This is a genomic window from Streptomyces sp. AN091965 (assembly GCF_022698285.1).
Lineage (GTDB): Bacteria > Actinomycetota > Actinomycetes > Streptomycetales > Streptomycetaceae > Streptomyces.
In genome coordinates, this window is the sequence record NZ_JALDMY010000001.1 from 1473318 (window position 1) to 1486699 (window position 13382).

Here is a 13382-nt window from a genome sequence, read left to right on the forward strand (position 1 = left end):
CATGGCCGTGGGGCTGATCTGGGCGCAGGCCCGCGAGGGCGTGATCGGCGCGGGCAACGCCATTCCGTGGCGCCTGCCCGAGGACATGGCGCACTTCAAGGCCACCACGCTCGGTCATCCCGTGGTGATGGGCCGGAAGACATGGGATTCGCTGCCGCCGCGCTTCCGTCCACTGCCCGGCAGGCGCAACGTCGTGGTCACGCGCGATCCGCACTGGGCGGCCGACGGCGCGGACCGCGCCGGGTCCGTCGCCGAGGCCCTGGAACGCGCGGCCGAGCCGCTGGACTCGGTGGCCCCCGCCGCGGCCTGGGTCATCGGCGGCGGCGAGATCTACCGGGCGGCCCTGGAATTCGCCACGACGCTCTCGGTGACGGAGATCGACACCACGGTGGACGGCGACACCTACGCCCCGACCCCGGGTCCGACCTGGAGCGTCACCGAGGACAAGGGCTGGCAGTCCTCCACGACGGGGCTGCGCTACCGCATCCGCACCTACTCTCGGTGACGGCCCGCTCACTACGTCGAGCAGGGCCCCAGGGCGCCCCGCGCGCTCACCCGACGTGGCGGATCCGGAAGCGGTCCACGGCCCCCGGATCACGGTCGACGACGCGGACCGGTGGCCAGGTCCACTGCCAGACGTCGATGCCGGGCGTGCGGGAGAAGCGGATCCGCCCGCGCGTGCCCTCGACGTCGACGTGCGGCCAGGACGCGGCGATGTCCGCGCGGCCCGTGCCGTGCGAGCGCAGCACGTCGGCGAGGACGGCGATCGTGTCGTAGCCCTCGAAGGCGACGAAGGAAGGTGTCGCGGCGAGCTGCTCGCGCAGGGTCTTCCCGACCCGGGCGCCGAGGGGGCCGAGACTGTCGGGCAGATAGCGCAGGAACGGGATCCCGGCGCCGTCGGCACCCAGCAGGGACGCCCACTCGGGGAGCTCGGGCTGCCCGGCCGGGGCGCCGATCAGGACCTCGGCGAGGCGCCGGTCACGGCGTACGGACCGCACGAGGGGCACCGCGGGCTCCGGGTGGCCGACGAGGAGCAGCAGGGCCGTCGCGCGCCGGTCGACGAGCGCGTCGCACACCGCTTCGGGGGTGAGCGCGCTCATGTCGAGCTCGATGACGGTGCCGCCGCGCGGCGCGAGGTGGTCCCGCAGGACGCGGGTCCCGGAGGCCCAGTAGACGCTCGTCTGCGCCGCCACGGCGACGCGGCGGTGGCCCGCGGCGAGGAGGAAGTCCGCGTAGGCCCGCCAGCCGTGGGACTGCGCGGGGGCGATGCGCGCGACCCAGTCGGTCGGCTGGTCGGTGAGCGCGTCGAGCACCGCCGACGAGCAGAGGAACGGCAGGCCGATGGCATCGGCTCGGGCGGCGGCGGAGCGGGCGACGACGCTGTGGTACTCCCCCGCCACGGCGGCCACGCCCAGACCGGCCAGCTCGTCCACGGCCGCCGCGGCCCGGTGGGGATCGGCCGCGGTGTCCCTGACCAGCAGCTCCAGTGGCCTTCCGCCGATCCCGTCGGCTTCGTTGACATCGCGGACGGCCAGTTCCAGTCCGGCGAGCAGGTGTCGGCCCGCCTCGGCCCAGCCGGGCCGGGTGAGCGGAGCGAGGGCGCCGATCCTGACGGACGGGCCGTCAGCGCGCCCCGCTCCAGGGGCTGGTGGTGGCGTACTCATGCGTCGGTGTCTCCCCGTGTGACGGTGCGGCTGCCGGACATTGATCCACCGCCGTCGCCCGGGGGCAACCGATTTTCCGTCAGCCGGGCTGCCGGGCTCTTCGGGCGGGGCCCGCGTGGCGGCCCTTGCCGCGCCGGGTCTCCTTGAAGGCCCACGTCATCTTCGGTTCCATCGCGAAGCGGAACAGGCGCTGCACGGGCGGGGTGCACAGCAGGGTGACGACGGTGGCGGCGATCAGGGTCACGGCGATCGCGCCGAGCGGCCGGTGGATCCAGTCGTGGTCGTACCAGTCCCAGAACCGGGAGCCCTTGGCGAGGAAGCCGTGCAGGAGGTAGCCGTACAGGGTGCCCGCGCCGAGCGCGGTGAACCACAGCCTGCGGCCCGGCACCCAGGCGAAGAAGCAGGCGACCAGGAGCAGGGAGCAGCCGAACATCGCCAGGGTCATGACGGCACCGGCCCAGGCGGGGGCGGCCAGTTCCTGGGCGCTGTCGCGGCGGTAGAACCAGGCCGCGTTCATCCGCGGCGCCGCCCAGTAGGCGAACAGCAGGGCCGCGGCGAAGACGGGGACGGCCAGGACGCGGGCCTCGCGGCGGCGCACGATGCGGAAGTGCTCCGGCTTCAGGCACAGGCCGAGGACGAAGAACGGCAGGAACTGCAGGACCCGTTGGAGGTCCAGGTCGTCGCCGATCTCGGGGGATGCGGAGGCGAGCACCGCGATGGCGAGCGCGAGCGGGACGGGCCAGCGCACGATCTTCCACACCGGGGTGGTCAGGCGCCAGATGAACAGGGCGGCCAGGAACCACGTCAGGTACCAGGGGTCGAGCAGGCTGACGGGGTACGTCGGGTCGTCGTCCGCCCAGCGCTTGAACAGCGTGTACGCCGCCTCGAAGAGGACGTACGGGACGGCGATGCCCGTCACCAGGCGGCGCAGGCGTCCCGGGCTCGCGTCGAAGCTCCGGGAGAAGTAGCCGGAGATGACGATGAACGCGGGCATGTGGAAGGCGTAGACGGTGATGTAGAGCGCCGCCGCGGCGCGGCTGTCGTCGCGCAGCGGCTCCCAGGCGTGGCCCATCGCCACCAGGACGATCGCCAGGTACTTGGCGTTGTCGAAGAAGGAGTCCCGCTTGGGGGTGGCCGCCGGTCTGACCGGCGGCTGCGGAGGCGTGTGGCGGTCCGGCGTACGCGTGCGTTCCGGGACGCGGGGCAGACGCAGTGTGTCAGTCACGGGCCCTCCCGAGGGAACCCGGGAGGCCGCACGCGCGTCTTACGTCAACTGTGGGGGTGGGGGAGGCGCTGGACATCCCCAGCACCTTCCCACTCTCCTTGTGGCCCGTTCAACCCTCGCACGTGTGACCCACCGCTCACACGTCGGCAGGGACGGCGGGGTCCGGGCCGACGAGTTCGGACAGGACGTCCTCCATCGTGACGAAACCGATGACGGTGCCCTTGTCGCCGGTGACGGCGGCCAGATGGCTGTCCATGGCGCGCAGCGCGGTGAGGGTGTCGTCGAGCGGGGTGTCGATGCTGACCCGGGTCAGCGGGTGCAGCACGCCCCGGGCGAAGGGCCGGTCGCGGTCGGCCGTGCCGAGGGTGTCCTTGATGTGCAGATAGCCGAGCAGGGCGCCGCCCGCGCCGGTGACCGGGAAGCGGGAGAAGCCGACCTGCGCGGCCACCCGCTGGAGGCGGGCCGGGGTGACGGTGTCGTCGACGGTGCGCATGCGCGCGACCGGGACGAGGATCTCGCCGACCGGGCGCGTGCCCAGCTCCAGGGCGTCCCGCAGCCGTTCGCCGTCAGCGGCCGAGAGGAGGCCCGCCTGGCTCGAGTCCAGGACCATGCGGGCGAGTTGGTCGTCGGTGAAGACGGCCTCGACCTCGTCCTTCGGCTCCACCCGCAGCAGCTTCAGGAGGCCGTTGGCGAACGCGTTGATGCCGAAGACCAGGGGCCGCAGGGCGCGGGTGAGCGCGACCAGAGGCGGGCCGAGGAACAGCGCGGTCGGGACGGGCGCGGCGAGCGCGATGTTCTTGGGGACCATCTCGCCGATCAGCATGTGCAGATACGTCGCCACGGTCAGGGCGATGACGAAGGCGATGGGGTGGACGAGCGCGCCGGGGATCCGGGCCGCCTCGAAGGCGGGCTCCAGCAGATGGGCGATGGCGGGTTCGGCGACGGCGCCGAGCACCAGCGAGGAGACGGTGATGCCGAGCTGGGCGGTGGCCATCATCGCGGAGATGTGCTCGATGCCCCACAGCGTGACGCGGGCCCGGCGGTTGCCCTCCTGGGCCCGGGGCTCGATCTGGCTGCGGCGCACGGAGATCAGGGCGAACTCGGCGCCGACGAAGAAGGCGTTGGTCAGCAGGGTCAGGGCGCCGACGAGGAGCTGCACGGTGGTCATCGGGCGCTCTCCATGACCTTGTGCGCGGCGGGCGCGAGGATGCGGACGCGGTCGGCGCGGTGGTGGTCGACCGCGAGGACGGTGAGCCGCCACCCGTCGACGTCGACGCCGTCGTCCTGGGCGGGGATGCGGGCGAGGCGGGTCGCGATCAGCCCCGCCAGGGTCTCGTACGGGCCGTCGGGCGCGGGCAGGCCGATGGCGTCGAGCTGGTCGATGCGGACGCCGCCGTCGGCCTCCCACACGGCCCTGCCGTCCGGGTCGGGCGCCGCGGGCACCAGGTCGGGGACTTCCACGGGGTCGTGCTCGTCGCGGACCTCGCCCACCACCTCCTCGACGATGTCCTCGACGGTGGCGACCCCGGCGGTGCCGCCGTACTCGTCGATGACGACGGCCATGGTCCGGGTCGCCCGCAGGCGCTCCAGGAGCCGGTCGGCGGGCAGGCTGTCGGGCACCAGGAGCGGCTCGGTCGCGAGATCGGTGACCGGGGTGCGCCGCCGCTCGTCCGGTTCGAGGGCGAGGACGTCGCGGATGTGGACGCTGCCGACGACCTCGTCGAGGCTGTCGCGGTAGACGGGGAAGCGGGACAGGCCGGTGGCGTGGGTGAGGTTCGCCGCGTCCTGCGCGGTGGCGTGGACCTCCAGGGCGCGGACGTCCACGCGCGGGGTCATCACGTTCTCGGCGGTCAGCTCGCTCAGGTGCAGGGTGCGCACGAACAGTTCGGCGGAGTCGGGCTCGATGGCGCCCTCGGCGGCCGAGTGCCGGGCCAGGGCGACGAGTTCGTCCGGGGTGCGGGCGGAGGCCAGCTCCTCGGCGGGCTCCAGGCCGACGCGGCGCACGAACCGGTTCGCGGTGTCGTTCAGATGCCGGATGAAGGGCCCGAACGCCGCGGTGAAGCCGCGCTGCGGATCGGCCACCACCTTGGCGACGGCCAGCGGGCGCGAGATCGCCCAGTTCTTCGGCACGAGTTCGCCGATGACCATCAGGACCACGGTGGACAGCACGACGCCGAGGACGGTGGCCACGGACGGGGCCGCACCGCCGAGGCCCGCGCCCTGGAGCGGTCCGCGCAGCAGCGCCGCGAGGGACGGCTCGGCGAGCATGCCGATCACCAGGGAGGTGACGGTGATGCCGAGCTGGGCGCCGGAGAGCTGGAAGGTCAGGCTCCGTGCCGCCTTCAGGGCGCCGTGCGCGCCCCGCTCCCCGGCCGCGGCGGCCTGTTCCAGGTCACCGCGCTCGACGGTGGTCAGTGAGAACTCGGCGGCCACGAACACGGCACAGGCGAGCGTGAGGAGCAGGGCCAGGAGCAGCAGCAGGACCTCGGTCACCGTGCCACCCCCGTTCCCTCAACCTCCGGCTGCGGGCAGGGAATGGCACGGTTGGTACTGGGAGGCTCACCCATCGGGGGTCCGTGGCTCCTTCTCGTGGCTTGCGCGCTGGATCAGCGTCGGCGAGCGCCGGCGCGGCGCTCACTTCTACAGCCACTGTAAAGGAATGGCAAACCGTCCGACAGGGGCGGCCTCGCGTCGATGCGGGCCGGGAGCCCCGCGGCGAACGCGCGTGCCGCCTCCAGATCGGCGGCGTCGGGCCGCCCCTTCCGGATGCCGCCGACGGACCGGAAGGGACCCCAGGTGTCCCAGGCGCGGCAGGAGAAGGTGCCGACCACGTCGAAGTTCCGCTGCGCGAGGAGCCGCACCAGGGGTCGGGTGAAGGGCTGGAGCGGCGTCTCACGGAAACCGCTGGTGGCGTACACGAACGCCGCGCGCCGCTCCCCCTTCGGGAGCGACTGGACCAGCTCGCGCAGCCGCGGGTGGAGGGCCGTCGTGTAGACCCCCGAGCCGAACCCCACGAGGTCGTACGTGGACAGCTCCGCGACATCGACCTCTTCGGGGGCGACGACGGGGGCCTCCAGGGCCCGGCCCATGACGTCGGCGACCTTCTTGGTGTTGCCGTGCGAGACGGAAACACACACGATCATGGCCTTCAAGGCGATGCTCCTTTCGTTGCGGGCGCCCATAGGACACGGCCCGGGCCGCGACCGTGACACTCTCCCGCTGTGACCCGCGTCACCGGTGGCGCACGCGTGTCACGGCGTCGGTCGGGACGGTGGAGCCGCCGCCCCTCTCCCCGGCCCGGGGGCGCCTTGGCTACGATCTCCGCGATGAGCAATCGGCAGCAGGGCACCGGGAGCACGGCGGGGCGCGTCGCGCCGTTGCTCGTGCTGCGCTGTGCGGCCCTGTTCGCCGTCCTGGTGTGGATGCTCCCGGTGTGCGGCCACGCCTCGAACGCGGCGGCACCCGGGCCGGTTACCTCTGCCGCGTCCTTGGCGAGCGGGACGACCTCTCTCGCGACTAATACGAACGTTCTATCCGGACGCGGACATGATTGCCGGGACGGGGAGCACGGGCCTGGCGACGCGCACTGCCGCCCGGTGACCGGGGCCGCCGTCGCCACCAGCTCCCCCGCGCCGGTGCCGCTCCCGCTGTCGGCGGACGTGACCGCCGCTCCCTGGGCGGCGGAGTCCCTGGCCGCGCGCGGGGCACCGGCCGATCCCGCCCCCGCCCCCGGTATCCATCAGTTGCAGGTCCAGCGGACCTAGGAGCGGTCCCCGCACGGCCCGGCGCCCCTCGCCGTACGGCCGTGCCCGCCGTTTCCCCTGCCGCCGCTGCCGTCGGCGCGCAGGCCGCCGACCAGTCGCAACGCACTGCCGCACGCCTTCGTGCGGTGGGGACAAGGACATGCCATGGGTTCCGCGGGAGCCAAGCAGAAGCGCGCCGACCGCCGCGCGAAGATCGAGGAACTGCGCCGCGCCGAGGAGGCGCGTCAGCGCCGCAACCGCATCGCCACCTGGGTGTGCAGCGGCGTCGTCATCATCGGTGTGACAGCGGGCAGCTGGTACCTCGTGGACCGCTCCGCGACGCGGGACGAGCAGCGGGAAAGCGCGGCGGCCGCCCCGGTCAAGGGCGAGAGGTCCTTCACGGACCTGGGCCGCAACCACGTCACCACGCCCGTCGCCTACAAGTCGTCCCCGGCGGCGGGCGGCGACCACAACCCCGTCTGGATGAACTGCGACGGCGACCTGTACGACAAGGAGATCGACGAGACCAACGCGGTGCACTCCCTGGAGCACGGCGCGGTCTGGGTCACCTACAGCGACAAGGCCGCCGCCTCCGACGTGCGCGCCCTCAAGGCGCGGGTGGAGAAGACCCCGTACTCGCTGATGAGTCCGTACGCCGACCAGTCCGCGCCCCTGACCCTGTCCGCCTGGGGCAAGCAGCTGAACGTGACGTCCGCCTCCGATCCGCGGGTGAGTCAGTTCTTCGACAAGTACGTGCAGGGCGCGCAGACCCCGGAGCCGGGTGCCGCCTGTACCGGCGGCAAGGCGGCGTGAGGACACCCCTCGCCCGCGTGACCATCCGACGCACTCCCCGCACCCCGCACCAAGGAACCATGAACAAGCTCAAGCGCAACCTGATCGTCACCGCCGTGATCGCGGCCGTCCTCGCCGCGGTCCTCGGCACCGCCCTGCTCGTCTCCCCCGACGACGACGGCGGCATGGACGTGCAACCCGCCGCCGAGGCGCAGCCCGTGCGCGCGGACAGCCACCGTCTGACCGACCCGAAGAAGAGCGAGCTGACCGTCGTCGAGTTCCTCGACTTCGAGTGCGAGGGGTGCGGCGCGATGTACCCGGTCGTGGAGAAGCTCCGCGAGGAGTACGGCGACCGGGTCACCTTCGTCGCCCGTTACTTCCCCATGCCCGGTCACCGCAACGGCGAGCTCGCCGCCCGCACCGCCGAGGCCGCCGCACGGCAGGGCAAGTTCGAGGAGATGTACACCAAGCTCTTCACCACCCAGAAGGAGTGGGGCGAGTCGCAGGACTGGAAGGAGGACGTCTTCCGCGGCTACGCCGAGCAACTCGGCCTCGACCTGAACAAGTTCGACGCGGCGCTCGCCGACCCGGCCACGGCGGGGCGGGTCCGGGCCGACCAGCGCGACGGGCTCGGGCTCGGCGCGCGCGGCACCCCGACGTTCGTCGTGGACGGCGCGGTGATCCCGACGCCCGCCTCCTACGCGGACTTCAAGGCCCTCGTCGAGGAGCGGCTCACCGACTGAGCGGCCCGTCAGGAGCGACCCGCGCCGGGTGCCCGCCTCGCGTACCGGCAGGGCACCCGGCGGCTGGGGTTCTGACCGGCTCGGTAGATTGATCACATGTCTTCCGTACTCGTGGTCGGCTACGACCCCCAGGCGATTCCCGGCGTCGACGCAGAAGCCGTGTACGCGGTGCTCGACGCGCAGCTGGACCGGTTCGCCGAGCTGGACGTCGAGGCGGCCATGACGGTGGTCGTGCACGACGAGTCGGCCGAGCCCACCCTGGTGGAGTCGTTGACCGAGCGTCCGTGGGACGTCGTGGTCGTCGGCGGCGGGATCCGCAAGACCGAGCAGCTGCTTCCGCTCTTCGAGCAGATCGTGAACCTGACCCGGCGTCACGCGCCGCAGGCCGCCATCGCGTTCAACAGCAACGGCGGCGACACGGTCGAGGCGGCGCGGCGCTGGCTGTGAGCGCGCCCGCACTGTCCGGGAGCTGTCGCAGCGTGCGCAGGGGCGAGCGGAAGACCGGCAGGAACGCGCACGCCATGCACACCGCGCCCGTCCACACCGCCGCCCGGACGCCCGCGAGTTCGCCGATGGCCCCGGCGAGGACCGCGCCGACGGCGAGCGCCCCGGTGAGCAGGAAGCGGAAGGTGGCGTTCATGCGGCCGAGGAGCAGGTCGGGGGTGAGGTGCTGGCGGAGCGTGACGCCCAGGACGTTGTCGACGCCCGTCTTCGCGGTGGCCGTCAGCCAGCCGGCGCACGCCACCCAGAACCAGGGCCCGTCGCCCACCAGGCCCACGGCGAGCGTGGCGGGCGCGCACCACGGCCCGACGCGCGCCAGGGCCCGCCCGTGTCCGAGCCGGGCCGCGAGGCGGCGGGCACCGGCGGCGCCGACCAGCAGGCCCAGGCCGCCGACCGCCCAGTAGAGGCCGAGCGCCCCGGCGGGCAGGCCCAGTTCGCGGGTGAAGAGGACGGGCAGCATGACGTTGACCATGTGTGCGCCGAGGTTGCCGAGCGCGCCGGTGAGGGCGAGGGCGCGCAGCTCACGGCTGCCGAGGACGTGGCGCAGGCCTTCCCCGATCTCGGCCCGCAGGCGCCGTGGGGCGAGCGTGGGCTCCGGGGGCCGCCGCCGTCGGCCGATGCCGGTGAGGCCCGCGGCGGAGGCGAGGTAGGCGACTGCGCCGCCCGCGACCGCCAGCGGGGCGGTGGCGAGCTGCACCAGGAAGCCGCCCGCGCCCCGACCCGCGATGTGCGCGCCCGCCATGAGGCTCACCACGGCGGTGTTCGCCGGGACGAGGCGGTCGCGGCCGACCAGTTCGGGCAGCACGGTCTGCGAGCCCACGTCGAAGAACACGGTGGCGCAGCCGTTGAGGAGCACGACGGCGTACAGCTGCGGCAGGGACAGCGCGTCGAGCCACCAGGCGACGGGGACGGAGGCGAGCAGCACGGCGCGGGCGGCGTCGGCGGCCACCAGGACGCGGCGCGGCGGGAGTCGGTCCACCCACGCCCCGGCGGGCAGCCCGATCAGCAGGAACGCGGCGGTCGACAGGGCGGCGAGAGCGCCCGCCTGGCCGGGCCCCGCACCGAGGACGGTGACGGCGAGCAGGGGGATCGCCACGTAGCCGACGTTGGTGCCGAGGTGGCTGAGGGCGCTCGCCGCGAAGAGCGTACGGAAGTCCCGTACGCCCCAAGGGGAGCCGGAGGCTGGGTTCATGCGCGACACGGTGCGCGATCTTCGAGGCCCCGCCCATTGATTTAGTCTGGGCTGAATGTTCGAGATCGAGTTCGGCACGGAGGACGTGGCCCGTACGCGTTTCGCGCTGTCCCCGCTGTGGGAGGTGGTGGCGAGCGTGCGGGTGCTGAAGGGCGCGGACGAGCAGGGCCTGCACCGCGCGTGGGCGGAGCAGGTGCGGCCGCGCCTCGCCGCCGCGGACGTCGACCTGTCGCCGCTCTTCGACCTCGTGCCCGTGCCGACGCGCTCGCCGTGGGCGGGCCACGTCCCCGGTTTCCTCTGCCCGCCGCCCACGACGCCGCTGCCGTCCCTCGCGGTGGAGCTGGCGACGGTACGGGCCACTCCCCCGGCGCTGCTGTGGACGAAGGCCGATGTGCCGCCCGCGCGGATGGCGGCGCTGCGCGCGGACCCGGCCGCCGCGCTCGGCCGCCTCGCGGACGTGATCGAGGCGTACTGGGAGCTGGCCCTGGCCCCGTACTGGTCGCGGATCCTCACCTTCCTGGAGGGCGACATCCGCTATCGGGCGGGCCGGTTGGTGGAGGGCGGCGCGCAGCACCTGTTCGCCGACCTCGATCCGCAGGTCACCTGGGCGGGCGGCACGCTCCAGCTGGAGCACAGGACCGCCCGCGGCACGCGCCCGCTGGACGGCCGGGGCCTGCTGCTCGTGCCCTCGGCCTTCGTGTGGCCGCGCGTCTTCTCGATCCTCAACGAGCCGTGGCAGCCCTCGCTGCGCTATCCGCCCAGGGGCGTCGGCACGCTCTGGGAGTCCCGCCCGGTACCGGTGTCCGAGGCCCTCGCGGGCGTCCTTGGCCGCTCCCGCGCGACCCTCCTGGCCGAGCTGACGGCCCCGGCGTCGACCACCGCCCTCGCCCGCCGCACCGGCCTCACTCCCGGCGGCGTCTCCCAGCACCTCACGCTCCTGCGCACGGCGGGCCTGGTGAGCGCCCACCGGGCGGGCCGTCAGGTCCTGTACGCACGGACCCGGGCGGGCGAGACGCTGGTGGCGGCGGCAGGGGCGGACCGGGGCGGCGGTCGTGGGGGCCGGCTCCTCGGTGGGTCCGCCGTCTAGCCGCAGAGTTCCGCGAAGCGCTCGGTGCTGATGTTGCCGCCGGAGACGAGGACGCCGACGCGCGGCGGGACCTGGGGGAGGCGGCCCGCCAGGAGGGCCGCGATGCCGGTCGCCCCGCTGGGCTCGATGACGATCTTGAGGCGCTCGAAGGCGAACCGCATCGCGTCGCGGATCTCGTCGTCGGAGACGAGCACGACCTCGTCCACCAGGCGCTGGTTGATGGGGAAGGTCAGCTCGCCGGGGGTCTCGATGGCCTGGCCGTCGGCGATGGTGCGCGGGACCGGGACGGAGACGCGGTGGCCGACCTCCAGGGACCGCTTGGTGTCGTCGCCCGCCTCCGGCTCCACTCCGATCACACGGATCCGCTCGTTCAGGCCCTTCGCGGCCGTGGCGCTGCCCGCGATCAGACCGCCGCCGCCCACCGGGCTGACCAGGGCGTCCAACGTGCCTACCTCCTCGACGAGTTCGAGGGCGGCGGTGCCCTGGCCCGCGATGACGTCCGGGTGGTCGTAGGGCGGGACAAGGGTGAGGTCGCGCTCCTCGGCCAGCTGCCTGCCGATGGCGGTGCGGTCGCCGGAGTAGCGGTCGTACGTGACGATCTCGGCGCCGTACCCCTCGGCGGCCCGGCGCTTGGAGAGCGGGGTGTCCTCCGGCATGAGGATCACCGCGGTGCTGCCCCGCTCGCGGGCCGCGAGGGCGATGGCCTGGGCGTGGTTTCCGGAGGAGAACGAGGCGATGCCCTTGGCCAGTTGCTCGGGCGTGAGCCGGGCCACCGCGTTGTAGGCGCCGCGGAACTTGAAGGCGCCGATCCGCTGGAAGTTCTCGCACTTGAGGAAGACCTCGGCGCCCACGCGGGCGTCCAGGGTGCGGGAGCGGAGGACGGGTGTGCGGTGGGCGACGCCCTTGAGGCGGGCGGCGGCGTCGCGCACGTCGTCGAGGGTGACCAGGGGGGTGCTCGTCATGCGGGTGCTCCTGGTGAGGTGTCGGGCCCGGGCGACGAGGCGCCCCGGGCGCGGGACTTGGCGAGATAGCTGTAGGCGGAGGCGCGGGAGATGCCGAGGCGGGCGGCGACCTGCGGGACCGCGCCCCGCACGGCGAAGACGCCGTGCTCGTCGAGGCCGCGGAAGAGCTCCACGCGCGCGTCGCGGCCGAGTTCGCTCCACGGACGGTTCAGCTGGAGCTGGTGGCTGTCGACGAGGGAGCTGACGACGGAGCCGACGTCGTCGCCGAACGTCGTGGTCGGCACCTCCGACCGGGGGGCCACGCCCGCGAGTTCGCTGATGAGGGCGCTCGCCTGCTGGACCGCGGTGATGTCGAGGTTGACGCACAGCGCGCCGAACACCGCGCCGCCGCTGTCGCGCAGCAGCATCGTGGACGACTTGACCAGCTTGCCGTCCCGGGTGCGGGTCAGGTAGTTCAGCTCGTCGGCCGCGTCGTCGCCGCGGGCCAGCATGCCCATGCCGATCTCGCTCATCGAGCCGCCGACGCTGCGGCCCGTGACGGCTCCGGCGATCGCCACGACGGACCTCTCCGGCCGACGGTAGTCGTGGACGACCGCTTCGCACAGGGAGCCGAAGGTGGCGACGAGCCCCTCGACCACCGGTGCGAGGGCGGCGATGATCGCGTCGCGCTCGGCGTTCCGTACGTCGTCGGCGCTCTCGGCGCTCATGTGGTGGCCCTCCCCTGCCGCAACAGCTCTGGACTCAACGTACACCCCTTGGACAAAAAGTCCAGAGGCGTCGGTGGACTACGCCGTGGGCGCCGCCGCCTCCAGGTCGGCCACGCTGCCCGACATCACCGCGGGGATGTGGCGCGTCAGGTGCTCCAACGGCCAGTCCCACCAAGCCAGTTCGAGCAGCCGGGCGATGTCCTCGTCGCCGAAGCGGCGGCGCAGCAACCGGGCCGGGTTGCCGCCCACGATGCCGTAGTCGGGGACGTCGTCCACGACGACGGAGCCGGAGGCGACGACCGCGCCGTGGCCGATGCGGACGCCCGGCATCACCAGGGACCGGTAGCCGAGCCACACGTCGTGGCCGACGACGGTGTCCCCGCGGCCGGGCAGCCCCGCGATGAGGCCGACGTGGTCGGCCCAGGAGCCGCCCATGATCGGGAAGGGGAACGTGGACGGGCCGTCCATGCGGTGGTTGGCGCCGTTCATGATGAACCGCACGCCTTCGCCGAGGGCGCAGAACTTCCCGATGACGAGCTTCTCGGGCCCGTAGTGGTAGAGCACGTTGCGGGTCTCGAAGGCGGTCGCGTCGTCGGGGTCGTCGTAGTAGGAGAACTCGCCCACCTCGATCAGGGGCGAGGTGACCAGTGGCTTGAGGAGCACCACGCGGGGCTGCCCCGGCACCGGGTGCAGGACGGTGGGGTCGGCGGGAACGAGTGGCATGGCGGCGCCTTTCCGGTGTGCGGCAGAGCCTCGGGCGCGGGCT

The 13382-nt window shown here is 73.4% G+C and carries 15 protein-coding genes; 6 read left to right on the forward strand and 9 right to left on the reverse strand.

From position 1 onward, the window contains the following. Position 1 precedes the first annotated feature (1 nt). Entirely contained in the window at positions 2-505 is a 504-nt protein-coding gene (locus MQV74_RS05575) for a dihydrofolate reductase (protein WP_242728515.1), read from the forward strand. A 46-nt stretch (positions 506-551) separates the two neighbouring features. On the opposite strand, the gene MQV74_RS05580 is transcribed toward MQV74_RS05575, so the two are convergent. The 5 genes from MQV74_RS05580 to MQV74_RS05600 form a co-directional block, all read right to left on the reverse strand. Further along, positions 552-1664, reverse strand: a complete 1113-nt coding sequence (locus MQV74_RS05580; protein WP_242714903.1) for an ABC transporter substrate-binding protein — start codon at positions 1662-1664, stop codon at positions 552-554. A gap of 79 nt (positions 1665-1743) precedes the next feature. Continuing rightward, on the reverse strand, positions 1744-2889 hold the full coding sequence (locus MQV74_RS05585) for an acyltransferase family protein (protein WP_242714904.1): 1146 nt from the start codon (positions 2887-2889) through the stop codon (positions 1744-1746). A gap of 136 nt (positions 2890-3025) precedes the next feature. Beyond that, positions 3026-4057 carry a hemolysin family protein gene (locus MQV74_RS05590; protein WP_242714905.1) on the reverse strand — a complete coding sequence of 344 codons (1032 nt, stop codon included), beginning with the start codon at positions 4055-4057 and terminating at the stop codon, positions 3026-3028. After that, positions 4054-5382 carry a hemolysin family protein gene (locus MQV74_RS05595; protein WP_242714906.1) on the reverse strand — a complete coding sequence of 443 codons (1329 nt, stop codon included), beginning with the start codon at positions 5380-5382 and terminating at the stop codon, positions 4054-4056. Before MQV74_RS05595 ends, MQV74_RS05590 begins: the two co-directional genes overlap by 4 nt. A gap of 113 nt (positions 5383-5495) precedes the next feature. Then, the gene (locus tag MQV74_RS05600; RefSeq protein ID WP_242728516.1) at positions 5496-6032 is read right to left on the reverse strand and encodes a flavodoxin family protein; all 537 of its coding nucleotides are present in this window, start codon (positions 6030-6032) and stop codon (positions 5496-5498) included. Between the two features lie 453 nt (positions 6033-6485). On the opposite strand from MQV74_RS05600, the gene MQV74_RS05605 reads away from it, so the two are divergent. The 4 genes from MQV74_RS05605 (at position 6486) to MQV74_RS05620 (ending at position 8614) form a co-directional block, all read left to right on the forward strand. Further along, entirely contained in the window at positions 6486-6653 is a 168-nt protein-coding gene (locus tag MQV74_RS05605) for a hypothetical protein (protein WP_242714907.1), read from the forward strand. Between the two features lie 144 nt (positions 6654-6797). Then, positions 6798-7445 carry a DUF3105 domain-containing protein gene (locus MQV74_RS05610; RefSeq protein ID WP_242714908.1) on the forward strand — a complete coding sequence of 216 codons (648 nt, stop codon included), beginning with the start codon at positions 6798-6800 and terminating at the stop codon, positions 7443-7445. A gap of 59 nt (positions 7446-7504) precedes the next feature. Further along, complete coding sequence (locus MQV74_RS05615) at positions 7505-8167, forward strand: DsbA family protein (protein ID WP_242714909.1); 663 nt, start codon at positions 7505-7507, stop codon at positions 8165-8167. A gap of 96 nt (positions 8168-8263) precedes the next feature. Continuing rightward, positions 8264-8614 (forward strand): hypothetical protein, encoded by a 351-nt coding sequence (locus tag MQV74_RS05620; protein ID WP_242714910.1) that lies wholly within the window; start codon positions 8264-8266, stop codon positions 8612-8614. Here MQV74_RS05620 and MQV74_RS05625 read toward each other — a convergent pair. Further along, complete coding sequence (locus MQV74_RS05625; RefSeq protein WP_242714911.1) at positions 8565-9860, reverse strand: MFS transporter; 1296 nt, start codon at positions 9858-9860, stop codon at positions 8565-8567. The two genes, MQV74_RS05620 and MQV74_RS05625, sit on opposite strands and share 50 nt — an antisense overlap. 55 nt (positions 9861-9915) lie before the next feature. Between MQV74_RS05625 and MQV74_RS05630 the strand changes: the two genes are divergently transcribed. Then, positions 9916-10947, forward strand: coding sequence for an ArsR/SmtB family transcription factor (locus MQV74_RS05630; RefSeq protein WP_242714912.1), 1032 nt, complete (start codon positions 9916-9918; stop codon positions 10945-10947). Here MQV74_RS05630 and MQV74_RS05635 read toward each other — a convergent pair. From MQV74_RS05635 to MQV74_RS05645, 3 genes are all read right to left on the reverse strand, one after another. Then, complete coding sequence (locus MQV74_RS05635; protein ID WP_242714913.1) at positions 10944-11909, reverse strand: threo-3-hydroxy-L-aspartate ammonia-lyase; 966 nt, start codon at positions 11907-11909, stop codon at positions 10944-10946. The genes MQV74_RS05630 and MQV74_RS05635 overlap by 4 nt on opposite strands. Further along, entirely contained in the window at positions 11906-12616 is a 711-nt protein-coding gene (locus MQV74_RS05640; RefSeq protein WP_242714914.1) for a helix-turn-helix transcriptional regulator, read from the reverse strand. Before MQV74_RS05640 ends, MQV74_RS05635 begins: the two co-directional genes overlap by 4 nt. A gap of 78 nt (positions 12617-12694) precedes the next feature. Beyond that, on the reverse strand, positions 12695-13339 hold the full coding sequence (locus MQV74_RS05645) for a CatB-related O-acetyltransferase (protein WP_242714915.1): 645 nt from the start codon (positions 13337-13339) through the stop codon (positions 12695-12697). Positions 13340-13382: the final 43 nt, after the last annotated feature.